The 20,594-nt window shown below is 32.0% G+C and carries 22 protein-coding genes, 1 pseudogene and 1 riboswitch; of the genes and pseudogenes, 18 read left to right on the top strand and 5 right to left on the bottom strand.

The window, feature by feature from the left end:
• The first annotated feature begins 258 nt into the window (after positions 1-258).
• Both sstT and I5818_RS13490 read left to right on the top strand, forming a co-directional pair.
• Complete coding sequence (sstT, locus tag I5818_RS13495) at positions 259-1,497, top strand: serine/threonine transporter SstT (RefSeq protein ID WP_058005349.1); 1,239 nt, start codon at positions 259-261, stop codon at positions 1,495-1,497.
• Between the two features lie 120 nt (positions 1,498-1,617).
• On the top strand, positions 1,618-2,325 hold the full coding sequence (locus I5818_RS13490; RefSeq protein ID WP_209391756.1) for a YwaF family protein: 708 nt from the start codon (positions 1,618-1,620) through the stop codon (positions 2,323-2,325).
• Between the two features lie 201 nt (positions 2,326-2,526).
• Here I5818_RS13490 and I5818_RS13485 read toward each other — a convergent pair whose 3' ends face one another.
• The 3 genes from I5818_RS13485 to I5818_RS26265 form a co-directional block, all read right to left on the bottom strand.
• Complete coding sequence (locus tag I5818_RS13485; protein WP_071975837.1) at positions 2,527-3,060, bottom strand: STM3941 family protein; 534 nt, start codon at positions 3,058-3,060, stop codon at positions 2,527-2,529.
• A gap of 422 nt (positions 3,061-3,482) precedes the next feature.
• Entirely contained in the window at positions 3,483-3,686 is a 204-nt protein-coding gene (locus I5818_RS13480) for a Fur-regulated basic protein FbpA (RefSeq protein WP_058005421.1), read from the bottom strand.
• Between the two features lie 70 nt (positions 3,687-3,756).
• A riboswitch (SAM riboswitch) is annotated at positions 3,757-3,862 on the bottom strand.
• A gap of 160 nt (positions 3,863-4,022) precedes the next feature.
• Positions 4,023-4,151 carry a hypothetical protein gene (locus I5818_RS26265; protein WP_257233982.1) on the bottom strand — a complete coding sequence of 43 codons (129 nt, stop codon included), beginning with the start codon at positions 4,149-4,151 and terminating at the stop codon, positions 4,023-4,025.
• A gap of 176 nt (positions 4,152-4,327) precedes the next feature.
• Between I5818_RS26265 and I5818_RS13475 the strand changes: the two genes are divergently transcribed.
• From I5818_RS13475 to I5818_RS13465, 3 genes and pseudogenes are all read left to right on the top strand, one after another.
• Positions 4,328-5,365: a YdcF family protein gene (locus tag I5818_RS13475; protein WP_058005346.1), complete on the top strand. Its 1,038-nt coding sequence runs from the start codon at positions 4,328-4,330 to the stop codon at positions 5,363-5,365.
• Between the two features lie 327 nt (positions 5,366-5,692).
• Positions 5,693-6,601, top strand: a pseudogene (locus I5818_RS13470) (IS1595 family transposase); the annotation flags it as partial.
• 33 nt (positions 6,602-6,634) lie between these two features.
• On the top strand, positions 6,635-7,066 hold the full coding sequence (locus I5818_RS13465) for a hypothetical protein (protein WP_078110053.1): 432 nt from the start codon (positions 6,635-6,637) through the stop codon (positions 7,064-7,066).
• Between the two features lie 269 nt (positions 7,067-7,335).
• Here the strand turns inward: I5818_RS13465 and I5818_RS26075 are convergent, their stop codons facing one another.
• Positions 7,336-7,512, bottom strand: coding sequence for a MarR family transcriptional regulator (locus I5818_RS26075; RefSeq protein WP_411818870.1), 177 nt, complete (start codon positions 7,510-7,512; stop codon positions 7,336-7,338).
• Between the two features lie 473 nt (positions 7,513-7,985).
• Between I5818_RS26075 and I5818_RS13455 the strand changes: the two genes are divergently transcribed.
• Positions 7,986-8,279, top strand: coding sequence for an RNA polymerase alpha subunit C-terminal domain-containing protein (locus tag I5818_RS13455; RefSeq protein ID WP_058005344.1), 294 nt, complete (start codon positions 7,986-7,988; stop codon positions 8,277-8,279).
• Positions 8,280-8,555: 276 nt separating this feature from the next.
• Entirely contained in the window at positions 8,556-9,182 is a 627-nt protein-coding gene (gene cdaS / locus I5818_RS13450) for a sporulation-specific diadenylate cyclase CdaS (RefSeq protein WP_058005343.1), read from the top strand.
• A 437-nt stretch (positions 9,183-9,619) separates the two neighbouring features.
• On the opposite strand, the gene I5818_RS13445 is transcribed toward cdaS, so the two are convergent.
• On the bottom strand, positions 9,620-10,063 hold the full coding sequence (locus I5818_RS13445) for a MarR family winged helix-turn-helix transcriptional regulator (protein ID WP_058005342.1): 444 nt from the start codon (positions 10,061-10,063) through the stop codon (positions 9,620-9,622).
• Between the two features lie 353 nt (positions 10,064-10,416).
• Between I5818_RS13445 and I5818_RS13440 the strand changes: the two genes are divergently transcribed.
• The 11 genes from I5818_RS13440 (at position 10,417) to I5818_RS13390 (ending at position 20,506) form a co-directional block, all read left to right on the top strand.
• Positions 10,417-10,821, top strand: a complete 405-nt coding sequence (locus I5818_RS13440; RefSeq protein ID WP_058005420.1) for a CidA/LrgA family holin-like protein — start codon at positions 10,417-10,419, stop codon at positions 10,819-10,821.
• Positions 10,791-11,480 (top strand): LrgB family protein, encoded by a 690-nt coding sequence (locus I5818_RS13435; RefSeq protein WP_071975839.1) that lies wholly within the window; start codon positions 10,791-10,793, stop codon positions 11,478-11,480. The genes I5818_RS13440 and I5818_RS13435 overlap by 31 nt, the downstream gene beginning before the upstream one ends.
• Positions 11,481-11,837: 357 nt before the next feature.
• On the top strand, positions 11,838-12,290 hold the full coding sequence (locus I5818_RS13430) for an ASCH domain-containing protein (protein ID WP_078111508.1): 453 nt from the start codon (positions 11,838-11,840) through the stop codon (positions 12,288-12,290).
• A gap of 380 nt (positions 12,291-12,670) precedes the next feature.
• On the top strand, positions 12,671-13,897 hold the full coding sequence (locus I5818_RS13425) for an MFS transporter (RefSeq protein WP_071975841.1): 1,227 nt from the start codon (positions 12,671-12,673) through the stop codon (positions 13,895-13,897).
• A gap of 162 nt (positions 13,898-14,059) precedes the next feature.
• Complete coding sequence (locus tag I5818_RS13420; RefSeq protein ID WP_071975842.1) at positions 14,060-14,872, top strand: lipid II flippase Amj family protein; 813 nt, start codon at positions 14,060-14,062, stop codon at positions 14,870-14,872.
• 488 nt (positions 14,873-15,360) lie between these two features.
• The gene (locus I5818_RS13415; RefSeq protein WP_209391755.1) at positions 15,361-16,143 is read left to right on the top strand and encodes an arginase family protein; all 783 of its coding nucleotides are present in this window, start codon (positions 15,361-15,363) and stop codon (positions 16,141-16,143) included.
• 43 nt (positions 16,144-16,186) lie between these two features.
• Positions 16,187-16,333: a hypothetical protein gene (locus tag I5818_RS13410; protein WP_158022196.1), complete on the top strand. Its 147-nt coding sequence runs from the start codon at positions 16,187-16,189 to the stop codon at positions 16,331-16,333.
• Between the two features lie 232 nt (positions 16,334-16,565).
• Entirely contained in the window at positions 16,566-17,846 is a 1,281-nt protein-coding gene (locus I5818_RS13405) for an MFS transporter (protein ID WP_058005336.1), read from the top strand.
• 120 nt (positions 17,847-17,966) lie between these two features.
• The gene (gene fni / locus I5818_RS13400; RefSeq protein ID WP_058005335.1) at positions 17,967-19,040 is read left to right on the top strand and encodes a type 2 isopentenyl-diphosphate Delta-isomerase; all 1,074 of its coding nucleotides are present in this window, start codon (positions 17,967-17,969) and stop codon (positions 19,038-19,040) included.
• Between the two features lie 71 nt (positions 19,041-19,111).
• Complete coding sequence (locus tag I5818_RS13395) at positions 19,112-19,912, top strand: ABC transporter substrate-binding protein (RefSeq protein WP_058005334.1); 801 nt, start codon at positions 19,112-19,114, stop codon at positions 19,910-19,912.
• Between the two features lie 192 nt (positions 19,913-20,104).
• A complete protein-coding gene (locus I5818_RS13390; RefSeq protein ID WP_209391754.1) occupies positions 20,105-20,506 on the top strand; it encodes a DUF6157 family protein in 402 nt (133 codons plus the stop codon).
• Positions 20,507-20,594: the final 88 nt, after the last annotated feature.

Here is a 20,594-nt window from a genome sequence, read left to right as displayed (position 1 = left end):
AGTATTCGATTAAATTATATCAAATAATTTAAAATAGTTGATTTTTTTCATAATAATAGTAGAACTATCACTGTTTTATTATGATTTTCAAATTAAATAGTAGGGTGAATGTACAGACACCACAAAATATTAAACCTATTGTAATATATCTAAATATTCATTATAATACTATTAATTAGAAATGCATCTAATAGAACACGACTTGAAGTTAGAATAATTCCACTATTCTAACGGTTTAACAACTAGGGGGAAACGTATATGAAAAGTATATGGAAAAAATGGAGTCAAATCAGTTTAGTCAAACAAATATTAATCGGTTTGATTATCGGGGTTATTCTAGCAGTTGCCATTCCAACTGTCGCCAAACCATTTGTTATATTAGGTTCATTATTTGTAGGCGCATTAAAAGCAATAGCACCTATTTTAGTATTATTCTTGGTTATGTCTGCCATCGCCCAACATAAAAGTGGTCATAAAACAAATATGAAATCCATTCTTGTACTCTATCTATTAGGAACATTTTTAGCTGGATTAGTGGCTGTAATTGTAAGTTTCATCTTCCCAGTAAGCCTAACTTTAGCTGATAGCGGAGAGGATTTAGCTGCTCCCGGTGGAGTCATAGAGGTCCTAAAAACATTATTACTTAATATAGTAGATAATCCGGTTAAAGCTATTTATAATGCAAACTACATCGGAATCTTAGCTTGGGCAATCCTTCTTGGTGTAGCACTTAAAAATGCACCTGACACGACTAAAACAATGATAGCAAACGTATCTGATGCAGTAGCAAAAATGGTTACATGGGTCATTAAATTTGCTCCATTAGGTATTATGGGACTAGTCATTGAATCAATTACGACAAATGGGCTTGAGTCATTATTAAGCTATGGAAAGCTACTTGCTGTATTACTTGGCTGTATGTTATTTGTTGCTGTAGTTATTAATCCGATTATCGTGTACATTGGTATTCGTCAAAATCCATATCCATTAGTTTTTAAGTGCTTAAAAGAAAGTGGTATTACTGCGTTTTTTACACGCAGTTCAGCAGCCAATATTCCTGTTAATATGAGATTATGTGAAAAGTTAGGTTTGGATAAGGATACGTATTCGGTTTCTATTCCATTAGGTGCAACAATTAATATGGCTGGTGCAGCTGTGACTATTTCTGTGTTAACACTTGCCGCTGTTCATACATTGGGTATTCACGTTGATATTCCTACAGCGATCATTCTTAGTGTTTTAGCTGCTGTATGTGCCTGTGGAGCTTCAGGAGTTGCTGGAGGTTCCTTATTATTGATTCCATTAGCATGTAGTTTATTTGGAATTCCAAATGATGTAGCTATGACAGTAGTTGGGGTAGGATTTATCGTAGGTGTTTTACAAGATTCTTGTGAAACTGCTTTAAATTCTTCCACCGACGTACTCTTTACAGCTACTGCTGAATATAGACAACGACGGAAAGAAGGAAAAAGTATTAATTTTAAACAGGCATCTTAAAGTAGTAAACCCTCCATACTTAGGTAGGAGGGTTTTTCTTATGCTATATACAGTACCTTTCTTTAAATAACATGAATCTCGGAGACTTAGAGTATCTTATATGAGAGAAGGGGGGATAATATGGAGGGTTTTTTTAAGCATAAATATGAGGCTTTTCCATTTGAAATATTCTCATTTTCACATACTTTGATGATAATTGTAATGTTTATTGGTGTTTTATTCATAATTTTAGGACGCACTATTTTGAAGAAACATAATCAAATCGTGCGAATATCCTTTTTTACAATACTTTTCCTCTTAGAATTTCTTTATCATATATGGCTTTATAGTGGGGGAGTATGGGATGTATCTTTTGCATTGCCACTTCAGCTTTGTTCGATAAGCCTAATTTTATGTTTAATCATGTTATTAACAAAATCTCAGGTTGTTTTTCAAATCGTTTATTTTATGGGGATCTCGGGAGCATTAATGGCAATCATTACCCCTGAATTATTCTTAGGATATCCGCATTTTCGCTTCTTTCAATTTTTTATTACCCATATTCTGATCATTTGGACTTGTATTTATTATGTTATAGTACATCAGTATATTCCTACCACTAAAGGTTTGGTGAGATCGTTTTTCTTTTTGAATGGATGTGCAGGAATTGCCTATTTTTTAAATAAAATCACTCGTGGAAATTATATGTTTCTATCATATAAACCAATAAATGGTTCCTTATTAGATTATTTTGGCCCCTATCCATATTATATTCTATCTTTAGAAGCGGCCGCCTTGATTTTGTTTATATTATTATTGCTTCCATTTAAGTTAAAAAAGAAGAGATAAATTTATAAATTAAAATATCGTTTTATAAACACTTTTTACCCCAATAGATCTGGGAAAAGTAGCTACGAAGAGTGTAGCTACTTCTAATTGATGAGTTTATTTATATAAAAATTGATAGTCTGTTGTTTGTGCACGACAATCTTATAGAATATGAGGTTCAAGAAAAACAGCACCACTAAACCATACTGGTGCTGTTTGTATTTACGCTTGTCGTTCATCTTCAAGATAAAAACCTATATTTTGTTCAGCAAGTGCTTCAAAAAAACCTTCTTTATCCTTCAAGTTATTAATGGAAACATTTATGGCAGGGTAACCCATGCTTTTATTTGCTTCTAAAAGCTTTTTGTTCATACCAGTGAATTTATTCACGTATTTATCTTCATCAAATAATATAAAACCTAACATTGCCTGTTTATTGATTTGATATGGAATACATCCATCGATATCTTCCCATGGGATAAATCCAATTTTAGGAATGTATCCATTAATCATAATGCCTTCTGTACTAATGACAACGGAAGGTTCGTTTGTTGTCGCCTTTTTTAGTAGTACGATGGACACAGGTATAAGAACTATAGTTAATATGAGAGAGAGAATGAACATTGGAAATTCCAAAGTAATTGACCCGAAAAGCATAGCAAGGGTGATACCACCAAATACAAGTGTCAATGTTATGGTTAAAATTGAAAAGCCAATCATTCTTGCCCTAGAGTCAAAAAATTCTTTTTTCTGCATCGTTTCACCTTTCCATATTTTATGATGACATCCTTTTCATCCTAATTATTCCAACTGAATTGTATAATAAATGGAAAGTACATGTATATAGGCCAATAGAATTAGTAGATGAGTATGGATATTGATATATAGTGAAATAAACAAAGGAAGTGTAATAAAACGAAATTTTGAATTAGAATTGAAAATGGAAAATTTTAAGCATGAGTAATCCCTAATATGAAAACTATGCCCTGTTTTTGTGTCGTTTGTTGTTTTTGTATTATCTCTGGCTTTTACACCAAATAAAGAGTTCAGTGTTCTTATGAGGTTTGCCAAACTTCAACTTACTTTTTCAGTTAAGATATGAGTTGAATAGTAAGAAGGTTTGAAAATAAGGCCTAAATAAAAAAGCCCCTTTTAAAATTAAAGAGGCTATTAATTATTTATTTAAAATTAATCCATCGAATAGAGTCTATTCCACTATGTGGATGATTTTTAGATGTAATTTTATAATACTCATATTCCAAATCTAATAAAGATAATTCAAAAAGATGCTTTCCATCTTTTTTGTATTGTCCATTTTCAATTAACTTATTAATTAAATCGTTTCGACGACTTTCTATTGTTTCATTTAACAATCTTTCCATTTTCATTTCCTCTCTTATGTTAGTTTCTTTTAATTGGATAAGAAGAGGAATGATCAACTGTATAAACCTCAACTTATCTTTCAAGCAATTTGCTTGCAGGATTTAGCACAGGATTCAAAAAAGAATCTGCTGCTGAGGTTTCATAGGGCCAGTCCCTCCACCTCTCTTGATAAGTATTTATGTAATTACAGATTAAAGCATATTAATCCGATTTGTCAACTATGTTTATTCGAGGTTTTTTACTCAATTGTAATTAATTTAAGCTATAAGAGGTATGGAAAGCCAAGTAAAAAATCAAACAAACCGGTTAAAAAAATCGGTTTGTTTGATTTTAATTTATTCTGTTTTCGTGCTCTGATCCTTATTTCTTTTATTTCCTTTGCTATTATCTCCACTAGTTGGAGTTTGTCCATGTAAATGGGGGGAATTTTGATTGTGACTACCTTGATTATATTTTTTAGTCATAGTAAATTGCTCCTTTCTTAGGAATAATAAAATAGTATCTCCTTTTTGTTTCAACTTATGATTTCTGATTAAAATCTAGCCTTTTAAATTCCATAAAATGAAAAAAAAGGTGAAAACTAATATAACTTTCATGTATAATGAATCGAAAAACTATTTTTGGAAATTTGAGGTCTACAATGCTATTAACAATTGGAATTATTACCCTTTTATTGTTTGTTACATTTATAAGTTCTTATTTATCAGATCCAAGAAGAGTGATAAATGGTTTTTGGTTTAACCTGTTTTTTTGTTCATTACTTATTTTTTGTTGTATTTTAGGATACAGTACTGGTAATAAACTCCTTATGATCTTTGCATTATTCCCATTTGCTATTTTACTATTTATAGCAACATTTGGTTTTTTTGCTCTAAGTGTTGCATTATTTTTAAATGCAAGGGTATTAATGAAAAAAGAGGGGAGACGATTTTCAAATGCGTTAACATTATTTTTAGGTATCTTTCTATTAATATTATTTATAAACCAAATCATAAATCCTGAGCGTTTATTATCGACTAGTTTGCAACCTCTATATGCAGGAGCTTCATTAATTGTCATTTATTTCTTTTTACATTTAACTAATTTTTTGACCGCTTATATGTTATACCAGTTTAATAGGCCAAAATACAATCAAGATTTTATTATTGTTTTAGGCAGTGGTTTAATTAATGATAGGGTTCCACCACTATTAGCAAGTAGAATAAATAAAGCGATTGAATTTTATTGGAAACAAAAGGCGGTAACTCTACCACCAAAATTAGTTTTTTCAGGTGGACAAGGACCTGATGAAAACCTCCCCGAAGCAGAAGCGATGCAAATTTATGCCGTAAACAATGGAATTCCTATAGAAGATACTCTGACAGAAGTTCATTCTGTGAATACTTTTCAGAATATGCTTTTTTCAAAACACCTCATGGATTCTTTAAAAGGAAATGAATATAATAGTATCTTTACGACGAACAATTTTCATCTGTTCCGAGCTAGCTTATATGCAAAAAAAGCTGGTCTAAATAGTCAAGGTATCGGTTCTAAAACGGCATTTTATTACTGGCCAAATGCAATGATTCGTGAGTATATTGCCATTATAGTAATGAGACGTAAATTTCATACATTTGTTGTAGGTACCATATTAGGATTCTCTATCTTAATAACATTGATTTCTTTTTTATTTGAATAAGTTTTAAATAAAAGTCTTTCTTCTTAATTGGAAAATGACTCTTTTTATCTTCAATGAAATATATCCTAATCTAAATTTTAAAATCTTAGTTTGGACGTACAAAATTGAATTGAACGCTTAAAATATTTCGAGTAAATGAAAAAGAGGCAGGTATACTTAAAACGACAAGTAAATCAATTCCGTTCCATATACTCATTTTGATTTGTTCAAATCAAAGGTTCTTAAAATGGCACCTAGAATTGATAATATTGCACTTAAAAGTAAACCTGCATATAAGATAGAACAGATGTTATTAATGAATTCGTATAAATTTCATGTTTATTTCCTTCCTCTGTCGGTGGTCGTCTAATTAATGAAATGCGTTAAACTCACACTTCAAATAGGGGGTTGAATGCCCTCATTGTGTATCTGAATATATTGTAAGGTTTGGAAAATAGAATGGTCGCCAACGCTATCGTTGTAAGTGTTGTAGTAAGACCTTTACTGATACAACTAATACGGTTCTATACCGTACACGAAAAGGTGACGAATGGATTACGTTTGCTGATTGTATGTTCAAAGGCTATTCCCTCCGAAAATCTGCTGAAATCGTAGGGATTACTTAGGTTACACTTTTTTATTGGAGACACAAACTGTTAAGTGCATTAAAACAAATGGATTTTGAAAAATATGATGGTATCGTTGAAGTTGACGAGAACTATTTCCTATACTATCAAAAAGGTCAACGTGGCATTTCAGAACGAAAACCTCGTAAGCGTGCCTGTAAATCTAAGCGTAGAGGAATAAGTCACGAACAAGTTCTTGTTGCAAGAGACCGCATATCTAAAGTTGCTTGTATGGGGCGTGTTGTGAAACAACAGGTTGATAATATAATTGGTTCTAAACTTTCAAAAGAAAACGTACTTGTAACAGATACTTGGAGAGCCTATAAAACCTATGCAAAAGAAAAAGGAATGGAACATTACGGAATTAAATCAAACGATGGCAAACACGTTATTAAGGGTTTGTATCACATCCAGAATGTTAATGGTCCCCATTCTCGAATGAAACAATGGATAGATTGTATTAAAGGTGTGGTTACCAAATATCTCGTCACTACCTTGCGTGGTTCTTGTTTGTAGATAACCGTAGCAATGAAAGCACAAAACACAACATTAAAGAGTTCTTACTCACATCATTTGTATTTGAAATGACGGACACATATAACTGTTTCGTCTTTCAAAGTTCAATGTTTAATTCTGGATGGTTATGTAGAGGAGGATAGGTATAATGCATCCACAAGAAATAATAGAGTTATTGATTGTTGGGGCAGTAATTGTATCAATCTTAATTATTGCAATTTATTTAAAAGGTAGATGGCGAAAAAATGGTTGGTTAGTAGCATTAGTTATATTTGTAGCTTATTGTATATTTTTTGTTGCTCGTCCTTTTTGGATAGATGCACAAATTGACAAAAAAGTGAAATTACTAAGACCATACTTAGAAGAGCATTATCCAGATGAAGAATGGACTATTTCCACAGTTCCTCACCGTAAGGATGGCATTAAACATTTAAACCCTTACTATATTGGTGTTGTTTTTGAAAATGAACCAGAAGCTACTTATTATTATTGGGTAGAAGGTAAGGATAATATCTATCAAAAGGGGCGAGCAAACAATGGGTTAGAGGAATTTAAGCATATAGAAAAAAGGAAGGAATAATTTTTAGGTATTTCTATTTGATAAAGATTGGGAAACCTCTATAAATCTAGGTTTCCCTTAAATTTACCTAAAAATCAACATTCAAATTTAACATAGCCTATGTTTTAAAGATGAATGGGAAAGAGAAGTTTCAACATTAGCCAATAAAAAAGGGATTTCAACTATTTGAAATCCCTAAAAAATCTTGCTCATTAGTTTATTTACATTTGTTAATACTTCAACAATATCTGCAAGTTTTTCTTGTGAAAACTTCAAAAAGAGATCATGTACTATTTTTCTCCATTTTCCGTTAAGTTCATTTTTACTACTCTGCGATCTTCACTCTCTCTTACTCGTTGTATTAAATCGAGTTTCTCCAGTTTATCACACATAGAGGTAGAGGTAACTGCACCTGGTGTTACAGAGAAAAAACCAGCAATTTCCGTAGCTTTCATTCCACCATTAATTTTTAACTGAAGAAGTAAGATAAGTTGGTTTTGAGAAAGTGGCTCATCTTTAGAAAAGAGGTTTACAAAGTTTTGGACTTTTGTTGTATTTCAAGCATTTCTTTAATGATCATTTCTACTTTTTGCATTTTCCTATCATTTGACATTTAATTACAGCCTATTACTATGTTTACAAATTGAAATATATTGTAAGTATATAATTTATCTTAGGCTTTGCCAATAAGTGAAATTAGATGAGTTTTTCTCCATAAAATCGACCTTATCATTTATGTTTATAATGATTGAATTTTTCGATATAATACTGTAGTAGCTAGTAAGGCATTTAAATTTGGAAATACAAATTGTCTGGAGCTACTACTTCATTTTAGATGAAGATAACTTAAATTTAATATTCATAACTAAAAATAATATTATCCAAATACATTTTTCACATATATTGATCATTAATGAAAATGAGAGAGGAGCATTGATAAATGACTATTTCTAAAAAGACCCTACGTACCTGCAAAAATGGACATCAATATTATAAAAGTAGCGATTGTCCAACCTGTCCTATTTGTGAGAAAGAACGCGGAACGATCAATGGATTTCTTACAAGTTTATCTGCACCGGCAAGAAGGGCTTTGGAAACTAATGGGATAACTACTTTACAAAAGCTTTCAACATATAGTGAAAAAGATATTTTACAATTTCATGGTATGGGACCCGCATCTATACCTAAACTTAGAGCTGCCTTAAAAGAAAAAGGGCTTTCTTTTAGAAATTGATTAAAACGACCTAGGAATTAAGTAGATCTAACAAGAACGCTTCTGTGACGTTTAACAAATGATTCATTTTTATTGCACTGTTTTAAACAACAAAGTGCTTTTTTATACAAAAGTGTAGTATCCTTCTGAGTGCATCTTTAGCACCTTTCATAGCTTTTCGATGATGTTCCATATATAGATGTCTTCGAATGATAATGGTAATTTTGGAAACACTATGATCTAACAGACAGATATAAGAATGTTAAATAGGAAAAAAATAGATGGAGGACATCAAATATGGACAGTAATAATTGTGATTTTTCCCCAATGAAACGCCAAATAGAAACAGACATGAAACACCTGATCCATCAACTCCAATCTAATTTAGATTTACTTGGAAACGAAAACTATTGTCTTTTGGGTAACCTGGAGAGCATAAAAGATCAACTTATCGCAATTGAATCAATGGCAGCTTCATTTTATTTAAATTGTTATTTATCTTCGTTTACTGACACTTATGAGGATTTAACCACAACTGTTCAGCATCTTTCCAAGGATAAGCATGGAGCATTGATTATAGTAGAACGTCTTGACCCACTTGACAATATTATTCAAAAAGGTATTCCAATACGGGCAATGGTATCACCAAAGCTATTAGAGTCAATCTTTTATCCAGGGAACCCCCTCCATGATGGTGCAGTATTGATCAGAGGAAATGTAGTTGATTCTGCTGCAAATGTACTTCCATTAACTTCAAAATTAATACATGAAGGAAAATATGGAACACGTCACCGAGCAGCAATAGGACTCTCTGAGCAAAGTGATGCACTTGTACTCGTTGTTTCCGAAGAAACCGGTAAAATTTCATTTTCCTTAGATGGAAAACTATATCCGATTAATACAACACAACCTATAATTTTATAATGTTTTTCGGTAAATTTCTAAGCTTTATCATTGGAATATTACATTTCTATGTCAGTTAAGCATCGATGCCGTGAAAAGTTTACGAATGTATTCATACATTTTTGTATGATACATTTATGAATTTTGTAAAGTTTGGACATATCCCTGAAGGTCATCGATTGGAATATTTTAGGTTATGTCCAACGGCTCCTAATTACTTGAAGTGTTATATTAAGTTACTATAAAATAATTATGTAAACTCAAATCTAGTTATTTATTCTTAAAGGAAGATAGAAGGGACTGGAAATAAAAGAGTTGTCGGTCCCTATTTTGAAGTGTTGAAAAGGAGAAGTCATTTCTATATGAGTTAGCATCTCTTAAATCAAATAAAAGTATATCGACTTTTATGCTAAAAACCTCCATATGTGATTAACTATGATACATATTATTAAAAACAATCAATTTTCATCAATTAATGCTTGATTCATCCTTGTTAGTAATTCTTTAAATGTCTCACATTCAAGAATGCTCCACGTATCAAGCATGTTTGTATACTTGTCTAAACGCTTTTCAATGTCTTCTCGTAAAGCTTGTCTTCCTTCATCAGTAATCTGGAATAAACTGACACGTTTATCATTTGGGTCTGAAAACCTTTGAATAAACCCTAATGATTCCAAAGTAGTTGTTTGACGACTTACAGTTGAAATATCTAAATGAAACGTTTTAGCAATACTTTTACTATTAGCTGGACCATCCTCATCAAGTTTTCTCAATAGTAAGTAAAGAGCACGATCGATATTTCCTATTTTTTTATTTTGTTCCAAATAAACGGCTCTGCGAATGAGTGTAGTTAATTCATATTCGATCTGTTTAATTTCATTTATTTTTAAATGATTGGACATTTATGATTTTCTTCCTTTGTTATTTAGTCTGTTTTCGTATCGTTTGTTGCTTTTGTAAGGACCCAACTGTCGGCTTTTACACAAAATAAAAGATTAAACGATTCTTATGGATTGTGTAGCGGTCTTCAGACAGTAGTTATTCACTATAACATTCCTTAAATTGCAATAATATTTGCGAAAAGAGCCATTATTTATAATTTGTTTATATCAGTAAATTTAAAGTATTTCAATTCATATTGACAAAACATAGTATAGTTGTATAATACAACTATATTTTTGCTTAGAAAATAGATATTATTAACTTCAAAAGAAGGAGGCTGAAGTTGCTTAATAATATGTTTAGCAACAAAATGATGAAATTAATAAAAATTGTGATGCAAATTGTACTATTATTTGCATTTTCCTATATTGGAAGTGTAGTACAAGATCTTTTTCATTTAAGTATACCAGGAAGTATTATTGGTCTAATTTTATTATTAATTTGTTTATTCTTTAGAATTATTCCTGTTTCCTTTATAAGTCGTGGTGCAGGAACACTTTTAGCCATTTTACCTTTACTATTTATTCCAGCTATGATTGGAATTATGAACTATCCATCTTTATTGTCATTGGATGGATTATTTTTATTAGTCGTCATTGTCTTAAGTTCAATCATAACGCTAATTATGTCTGGAGTAATTGGTCAGTATTTTGAAAAACATAGCAGAAAAAGAAAGGAAAAGAATAAATGCAACACGCACTATACACAATCATTATAATTCTTTTTACCGTGTTGGTCTATTTTGTGATGAACAAGCTTTATCGACGGTTTTCATACCCAATTTTTATTCCGGTTCTAACATCAACAATTATAATTATAGTGATTCTAGAATTGGCTCATATTCCTTATACGAAGTACATGACTGGTGGAAAATGGATAAATTCCCTGTTGGGTCCAGCAATAGTCGCCTTAGCATTTCCGTTATATAACCAAAGACATATATTAAAAAAATATTGGTTTCCTATTATTACAGGGGTCATCGTAGGATTATTATCAGGTATGTTCACAGGACCATTATTAGGAGAATTAATAGGTATTGACCAAACCTTGATACTTTCGATTATTCCTAAATCACTTACAACTCCTGTAGCGGTACAAGTTGCCTCTGGTATTGGTGGATCGTCAGCAATGGCAGTAGTGAGCGTAATGATTGCAGGTTTTACAGGTGTTCTATTGGGACCAGTCATATTTAAATGGACGAAAATTCATAGTTCAATTGGCAAAGGCATAGGTTTAGGATGTACTTCTCACGCTCTTGGAACTGCAAAGTCAAATGAATACGGTGAAGTATCATTCTCGATGAGTTCTGTTTCTATGACTTTATGTGCAGTATTAGGATCGATTATCGGTCCCATTGTTGCGTTAGTATTTAGTTAATACCAATGTACGTTAAAATTAAAAGTATAATAATGATGTTCATTTCTAGGTCACAGATATATTCTTGTGGCCTTTTCACTATTAAATTAGTATTTTTATTTTATCCAGATTTTAAAATTTTAAATACATTGATATATTAATTAAAGGCTCAATTCGTTAAGTTTGTAGGATTTTATATAAAGCGTGAAGCCTGAATAAATAGGGATTCATGTTCTATTTCTATCTGATTGTATTATCAACAGAAAAATAGTGGAATTTGGGTTCAGAAATGAACCGATGAAGAGTCATATGAATGATTGAAATAAAAATAAAAAATAAATATCTTTAATTTATTTGGAAATTGGGGAGCGAAAATTTATGAATCAAGCTGCACAAAACTATTGGAATGATTTCTGGAAATTAAAAGGAGAAGAAATACCGAAACATGTAAGTGCATGGCAATTTGGAGATAATCCAAACTATTTAGCACAATTAGTAATTGAAGGAATTAAAACAGCTACTTGTTCTGGTTTGATTTTTTATGAATTAGAAAATGAGCGCATACCATGCGTGGATGATTATAGTATCATTTTAAATAGTCATGATGAACCTTTAGCTATTATTAAAACAGTTGATGTTCAAATTATGCCAATGAATGAAGTTCCAGAGGAGTTTGCTATAGCAGAAGGAGAAGGAGATCGAACCTATCAATATTGGAAGGATACACATGAAAAATTCTTTACTGAAGCATTAAAGGAAATTGGCCAGGAATTTTCTGAGGATTTAAAATTGGTATGTGAACGTTTTACATTAATTGATGTAAAAAAATGAGGGTAATTTTTGAAATCGAATTATAGTAATATATCTAATGATGGATACATTATTACATAACCCAATTAAAAAGTTTAACATTTGAAAAGTAAATACTTCTATTTCGTATTAGCTATAGGGTTGTAATGTAATAAAAAAATATTTCGTTAGAAACGTTAAAAAATTCATTGCAAACTCATTTTTCACATGGTAGGATTAGTACAAATATATTTCCTTTAATCTGGTCCAGAGAGGCTAAAAAGGGTGGAAATGTAAATATTATGATTGTATAGTATTTTAAATGCCCTTTTGTCCTATTGGACGGAAGGGCATTTATTTTGGATAAAAAATTACAACTCTTTTAACTAGAGTCCTGTGAGGCTTGAAAGGAGAAAAGAAAAATGAATTATCGTAATAAAACAGTAGTAGCGTCCGTCGCTGGATTAACACTTGAAGGTATGGATATTATGTTTATATCCTTTGCCATGTCTTTAATCGTTGCAGATTTTCATATCAGTTTAGCAACAGGTGGTTTTATCTCAACTATAACAAATATCGGCATGTTAGTTGGAGGTATGCTCTTCGGAATTTTAGCAGATAAGTTTGGAAGAGTGCGGATATTTACGTATACAATTTTTCTATTTGCTATTGGGACGGCATTAACCGGATTTGCGACAAATATTGAGCAAGTGTATGTATTTAGATTTATTGCCGGTATCGGCGCTGGTGGCGAGTACGGGATCGGTATGGCATTAGTTGCAGAAGCGTGGCCAAAGAATAAACAAGGACGAGCTTCTTCATATGTTAGTATCGGGGCACAATTTGGTGTTATTCTTGCAGCCATATTAAGTGCAGTTCTTCTTCCGATGTTTGGCTGGAGAGGTTTGTTTTTTGTTGGTGTAGTACCAGTTATTTTCGCATTTATGGTTAGAAGAAATTTAAAGGAATCACCGGAATGGTTAGCAGCACAAAAGAAAAATGAAATGAAAAAGGAAAAAGGGAAGTTAATGCAATTATTTCATAACCCACGTACTGCTTTTACAACCATTGCATTGGCAATAATGGCCACTGTACAAATTGCGGGCTATAATGGATTAATGATATGGTTGCCTTCTATGCTGCAAAAGTCACAAGGCTTATCAGTTTCTAGTTCTGCCCTTTGGACAATTAGCACAGCTGTCGGAATGATAGCAGGAATGTTAACCTTCGGACAAATTATTGACCGTTTTGGACTGAAACTTTCATATGGTGTTTTTCTTCTTGTTTCAGCCGCTGCCGTTTTCTTTTATTCTTTTGCAACAGGAAGCGTCGCTATTTTGGTAGGTGGTGCAGTTGTAGGCTTTTTCTCAAATGGAATGTTTGCCGGCTACGGAGCATTGATCAGTCGTTATTACGATGTAACAATTAGAAGTACAGCAACAAACACGATCTTTAATTTTGGAAGAGCGGTAGGTGGGGTATCACCAATAGTCGTTGGCTACATCTTACAACATGCAAGTATGTCTGTTGCTATGACTTATCTTGCGGCACTATATTGTCTATCATTTATAGTTATGCTTTGCTTAAAAAGTAAGAAAACGACTAGCAATGAGAACGAATACGTAAAATTAGCTACTGAATCTGTTTGATACAAAAGGTTAATGGAATAAGAAATTGACAAAAAAATAAATAAGTATGATAGAGAGGGTTGCTTTAAACGCGATCCTCTCTATCATTTTCTAATGGAAAAAGTTTTTCTTCATTATATGAAAATATGCTAATATAAAAAGAAAATAAAGTGGGTACATAAATTGGGAATATTATCAGAAAGATTAATTTTAATATCATTATTTATTTTTATCATCCATTCGATTGAAACTTTAGCATATGCCGTTCGACTTTCTGGAGCAAGGGTTCGATTATTAGCCTCTGCTTTATCATTATTTAATGTAATGGTTATTGTTTCGAGAATGGCAAATATGATGCAACAACCTTTTACAGGACGTCTTGTGGATAATGCACCTAAAGAAAATGCGTTCCAATTTGTTGAATCTCAATTTAGAGTGATTATTGGGGCGTCAACTTTAGGGACAATTATGGGCATACTATTACTTCCTACCTTTATTGCATTGTTTTCAAGGGCTATTGTTCACTTATCTGAAGAAAGAGGGTCTATTCCAGCATTATTAAAGAAAGGATTTTCAAAGGAGTATTTTATGCGTGGGATTAAACATATTCATTTGCCAAGACTCTCATACATAAAAGATATTAAGAAAAAAGATATTCCTATTAAATTATTCTTCATTAATATGCTTATTACTGCCATATACACGATAGGAGTATTGTCAGCATTATATGCATCGATTATAGCTCCTGAAAGATCCGCAACAGCTACGATGGCATCAGGACTAATAAATGGGATCGCAACGATTTTACTTACCATTTTTATAGACCCCAAAATATCTATACTTGCTGATGATGTGGTTAACCAGAGAGGTAGTTATAATAGTTTGAAGGGGGTTTCACTAATGATGATGACATCGCGTTTGTTAGGAACCATACTTGCACAATTATTATTCATTCCAGGTGCAGAATACATTGCGTGGTTAACCAAGTTTATGTGATGACACCTTATTAATTATCATGAAATAACTATTTGAATAAGCACTAAAACAAAGCCAAAAAAATAAATATATGGGTTGATCCTTGACTTAGGACTCTAACTGAAGTAGAGAAAATTACTACAATTTTAGATGATATTTTGTTGAGATCAATCCCTTTTTTATGTGTAGCTAAATCTTTTCTATACGTAGTATTCGTCTAATTAATATTTGAAAATAAAGCGAGGTTATTATATTAAGTCAAAACATTTAAATAGTTTAAGAAATTGTATTATAATTAGAGTAATTCTTTGTTGTTTTTTAAATTAGCAAGGAATTACCTAGTTACTTTTTACCCACTTTAAAACTACGTAGCAAACATGCTTGTATTTAATGAGATTGGATAGTGCATGTCAATCAATTATTATTTACTGTATTTTGCTCACTTTCTGGAGAGAAAAAGATCATGTTTTATCCAATCTCTTAAAATATTATTTAGGAGATGAAAGATTATGGGGTTATTAAATAACGGAATAACCATCATGAACTTTGACGAAACGTATATTTCTCAGAAGGAACTTCAACAATTTCCCCATGAAAATATTAATATTCAACATTTACTTCATGTGAATCTCTTTTGCCAAGAAGATTCTTTGAAATTATTAAAAAGCTATCTAGAAAAAAGAAAGCAAAAAGGAATAACACTTATTGGAAATGGGAATTATCATTATGTTACCTATTTATTGTTAAGTGAAATCTGTCAACCGTTTACACTTGTTTTATTTGATAATCATCCTGATCTGGAAATAAAACAAAAAGGTGAAACTATACTTTCATGTGGATCATGGGTTTCTTTTGCTTTAGCAAATAACCCCCTTTTAAAAAATGTAGTGATAATAGGACCGACAAATATAAAATTACACCACCTGAATGTCCCACGAACAATTATCTATCCTTTTAATAAAAACCAACAATATTCATTAAAATCAATAATTTCTTCAATTCATACCGAGATTGTATATGTAAGCATCGATAAAGATGTTCTAAATACAAATGAGGTTACAACAAATTGGGACCAAGGAATGATGAGTATTCATTCATTAACTCATTATTTATCATCCATTTTACAAGCTAAACAAGTCATTGGTGTGGATATATGTGGTGAAGTGAAAATGTCACCAGAGCAAGTTCTTCTACCAAACTATCAAACTATTATTAAAAAAAATGCTATGGTTAATCGACAATTATTAACAACCTGTCTTAAATATAGTAACTGTAAAAAAATGGGGGCATAATTAGTTTTTTGAAACGCCATGCTAATCAATGGAGGTGAAAGAAATGGAAAACGAGAAGCCAATTGAATTTACAAAAAATGTTTTAAATCAAAGGAATGACCTAACTGGTCCTGACTTAGCAAAAGGTGACTTTCCTATACAACCTAAACATGTGAAAATTCAGAAGACAAAAACGGGAAAGACTCAATGAATGTTACCTAAAATTTCAAGAAGAAGGGATATTTTTTTGCAATCTCCCTTTTTCTAATCATTTAGTTTTGGAAGATTAATTTTACAATAAGGATCTTATGATAAATAAAAAATTATTAATAAATCTTCTATGATCAAAGTTCTGTCTCTTTTACCAACAGCTACTTTTTCCTCTTCAATATTTTAAAAATAGGAGTATACTTAAGAAAAAATACAGCTGGGAGACGGAGAAATTGGTGAAAAAGCAAAACAGTTACCGTTGGATTGTATTAAGTGTAGTTTTGTTTTCCTATTTTCTAATCGTAAGTCAAAGAACTGCGCCAGGTTTAATATCAGAGCAGTTAATGACGGAGTTTCATGTATCTGCAGTAGTCATTGGTTTACTAGCAAGCCTACAATTTTTGTCTTATGCTGGATTACAAATTCCAATTGGATTATTATCTGATCGATTTGGACCAAATTATTTTCTTATTATGGGTACGTTGCTTAATGGGATAGGTACCCTCATCTATAGTCTTGCTCCTAATGAGGCTTTTTTGTTTTTGGCGAGATTATTAGTAGGAATAGGGGATGCAGCGATTTGGGTCAATCTTGTCCTCATATTAAGTCAATGGTTTAAGGCGAATGAATTTGTACAATTACTTGGTTTTGCAGGAATGACTGGTAGTCTTGGCTTTCTCATGGCAACAGTTCCATTTTCAGCGTTGATCGATTTATTAGGTTGGAGAGTTCCTTTTCTTATAACAGGGTGCTTACTCTGTATTTGCGCGTTGATTCTTTATTATGTTTTGGTTAAAAAACCTAAACAAATGAAGAATCAGATAAATACTAGACGTTCTTCAGTAGATCAATCGATTCATAAAAATGAAAAAACACTAGTCATTTTACGTCGGTTGTTTTCAGATCGTCAAGCATGGGCAACGTTCTTCTGCCATTTCGGTGTAGTTGGCACATATGTTGGGTTTATTGGATCTTGGGCTGTACCTTATGGTATGAATGTATATGATATGACACGTTCGGAAGCGAGTCAATTAATTATGATTGGTTTGATCGGTGCGATTATTGGTGCCCCTTTAACTGGATGGATCTCTAATCGCCTTCATTCCATTAGACGTCCATATCTTGTCGTTCACGTGGTCACTCTTTGTAGTTGGATCTCCTTTTTTCTTTGTAATGGAAGACCGCCTTATTATTTATTAGTTCTCATATTTTTTATTATTGGATATGGCAATGGTGCGAGTGCATTAACTTTTGCCGTTGTTCGGAAATCATTTTCAATGAAAGAAGTGGGTGTAGTATCTGGTTTTGCGAATACCGGTGGTTTTCTAAGTGCAGTTTTATTGCCGAGTTTATTCGGTAAGGTTCTAGATTATTTTCACGCTCATTCCATGGATATGGGGTATCATTTTGGGTTTATTATTCCAATTGTTTTTTCTATTATTGGATTAATTGGAGGATTGCTCATAAAAGAAAGAAATTTTCATATGGAACAATCGCAGGAAATGTCAATATGAAAAATGCTTTTTATATTCTTGTATTTTAAACAGTGGATATACTATGGAAAAGAGTAAATATCATCATTCTCCATATACTAATCACATATGTTAATTTACCTGCTAAATGGAGGAGTATAGATGAATTCAGAAAATCAACGTGAAATGAGAAAAAATGAACATGTTCATTTAGTAAGCAAACAAAATTCTATAGAAGTTTTCTCTCATTTCGATGATCTTCATTTTGTTCATCATTCCTTACCGGAAGTAAATTATGAAGAAATTGATATTACGACGAGTTTTGCAAATATACAATTGGGTAGGCCAATTTATATTAATGCAATGACTGGAGGAAGTAAAAAAACTGGAGAAATCAATGCGTTGCTTGCAGAAATCGCAAAAACAACAGGTTTAGCGATGGCTGTAGGATCTCAGCATGCTGGATTGAGGAATGAGCAGTTGGCAGATACTTATAAAATTGTTCGACAAAAACATCCCAATGGTATAATTTTTGCTAATATTGGTGCAGATGTTCCTATTGATTTTGCTCGAAAAGCAATTGACATGGTTGAAGCAAATGCATTACAAGTCCATTTGAATGTTCCACAAGAACTTGTGATGTATGAAGGGGAACGCAATTTTTTAGATTGGAGCAAAAAAATTGAACAGCTTATAAAAATAATAGAGATTCCAATCATAATAAAAGAGGTTGGCTTTGGAATGAGCATGGAAACCATCTCGTTCTTACATAAACTAGGAATTCAATACATTGATATTAGTGGTCGTGGTGGAACGAATTTTATATGGGTGGAAAATCAACGAAACTCACAAATTAATTATGAATATTTAAATGGGTGGGGTCAATCCACTGTAATTTCCTTACTTGAAGCGCAGAACTGGTTAAATAAGCTGACTGTGTTTGCATCTGGCGGTGTGCGAAATCCTTTAGATATTGTAAAAAGTTGCTCATTAGGGGCAAGAGCAGTAGGCATAGCTGGTCCTATTCTCCGTAAATTATTAGCAGAGGGAGTCGAAGCAACAATAAAGCAAATAATGGATTGGTTGGAAGGGATACAAGTAATTATGACTATGCTTGGCGCGAGAAAAATCAGTGATTTACAAGAATGTCCGATTATTGTTAAAAATGAAGTGTTTGAATGGTGTCAATTAAGAGAAATAGATGTAAAAAAACTGGCTAATAGATCAAAAAAGTAAAAAGATATTATAAAGTGATGAAGGTGGATTCGTGAATTTCCTTCATCACTTAGCATGAAAGGATTGTTTGCATGAGAAAAATGATAGAAGATCATCTTAGTAGAATCGTTGAATATCAGTTTCCACCAAAAAGGATCATTTCAATATGTCCTGGAATAACTGATACCCTTTATTCTTTACAGCTTGAAAACGAGGTGGTGGGAAGAACAAAATACTGCATCTTTCCAAAAGATAAGGTTTCAAATGCCTCAGTCGTAGGTGGTACGAAACAAATTAATTTGCAAGTCATTCGCGAATTAAAACCCGATCTAATTATTGCGGAAAAGGAAGAAAATACGAAGGAAATTGTTGAAGAATTGGAACGTGAATTTCCTGTTTTTGTTGCAGAGATTCAATCGATAAAAGATGCTTATCGAATGATTAGAGATATAGGTGAAGTAACCAACCGGGAAGAATTGGCGAGAACATTAATTGAAAGGATAAAATATCAATTTCAAGAAATCCCAAGTGTGTGTGGAAAAAGGGTAGCTTATGTTATTTGGAGAAAACCATATATGGTCGTTGGTAATGATACATATATTCATTCGGTATTAGAAAAATTAGGGTTTATAAATCCATTTGCAACAAAAAGTGATAGATATCCAATTGTTACTATAAAGGATTTTCAAGACGCAGATTTAGATTTTGTCTTTTTGGCAACAGAACCCTTTCCCTACAGTGATAAATATAAACAAGAATTTATGAAGTTTATTCCTAATGTAGTTCCGATTATTGTTGAGGGAGAAATGTTTTGGTACGGACCAAGAATGCTTGAAGCATCAAAATATTTTAGTACTTTTCTTAATAAAATGGTGAACGGAGTATATAATTAAAGTTCTCATAGTGAACAACTATACGTAGCTTTAGTAAAGACGTTATCACCAATAAAGTCTTTGACGGTTCTCAAAAAGTTTAACTATACTTATTTATTAATACTTTAGCTAGCTTTTTGAAAAAATAGGAATTAAATTTTAAGAATGGTTAGAATAATTAATATTAAATAGTAAATGAAAGGTGATAAAGCTATGAGTTATAAAAATACCTTCAATGCAGTATCTGAAGATTCTAAAGTGACAACGGCTATCAAGCCACTTCCAAAGAAAGGTCGCCCTACAATAGCTTCTATAGAATATGATTTAATCAGTACGAACCCATATAAATTTACTGAACAGGACATACTATTTAAAACATATTTAATAAAAAATAATATTGAATCCAATTCTCTAGATACATTAAGAGAAGAATTTTTTAGTAAGCCCAAGGCATGTTTTAGAGCTTCTCCTTTAGTTAAAAAATATGGTTGGGGTATACATTATGATGAACAGGGGAAAGTTGCCGTTTACGCTGTTGATAGTAAATCATACAAAGACATGATGAAATCGAATAAAGTTACTATATTAAAAGGAATGCGTTCAAAAAAGCTATAAACCTATCCAATAAAATTTTAACTAACAAAAAATTAAAATTATCGATGAGCATATGAGTTTGTTTTCTAAAAGTGAATTGATAGTATAT

Source organism: Heyndrickxia oleronia (assembly GCF_017809215.1).
Lineage (GTDB): Bacteria > Bacillota > Bacilli > Bacillales > Bacillaceae_C > Heyndrickxia > Heyndrickxia oleronia.
Note: the sequence above shows the minus strand (reverse complement) of the source record. Positions and strands in the feature narration are given on the sequence as shown.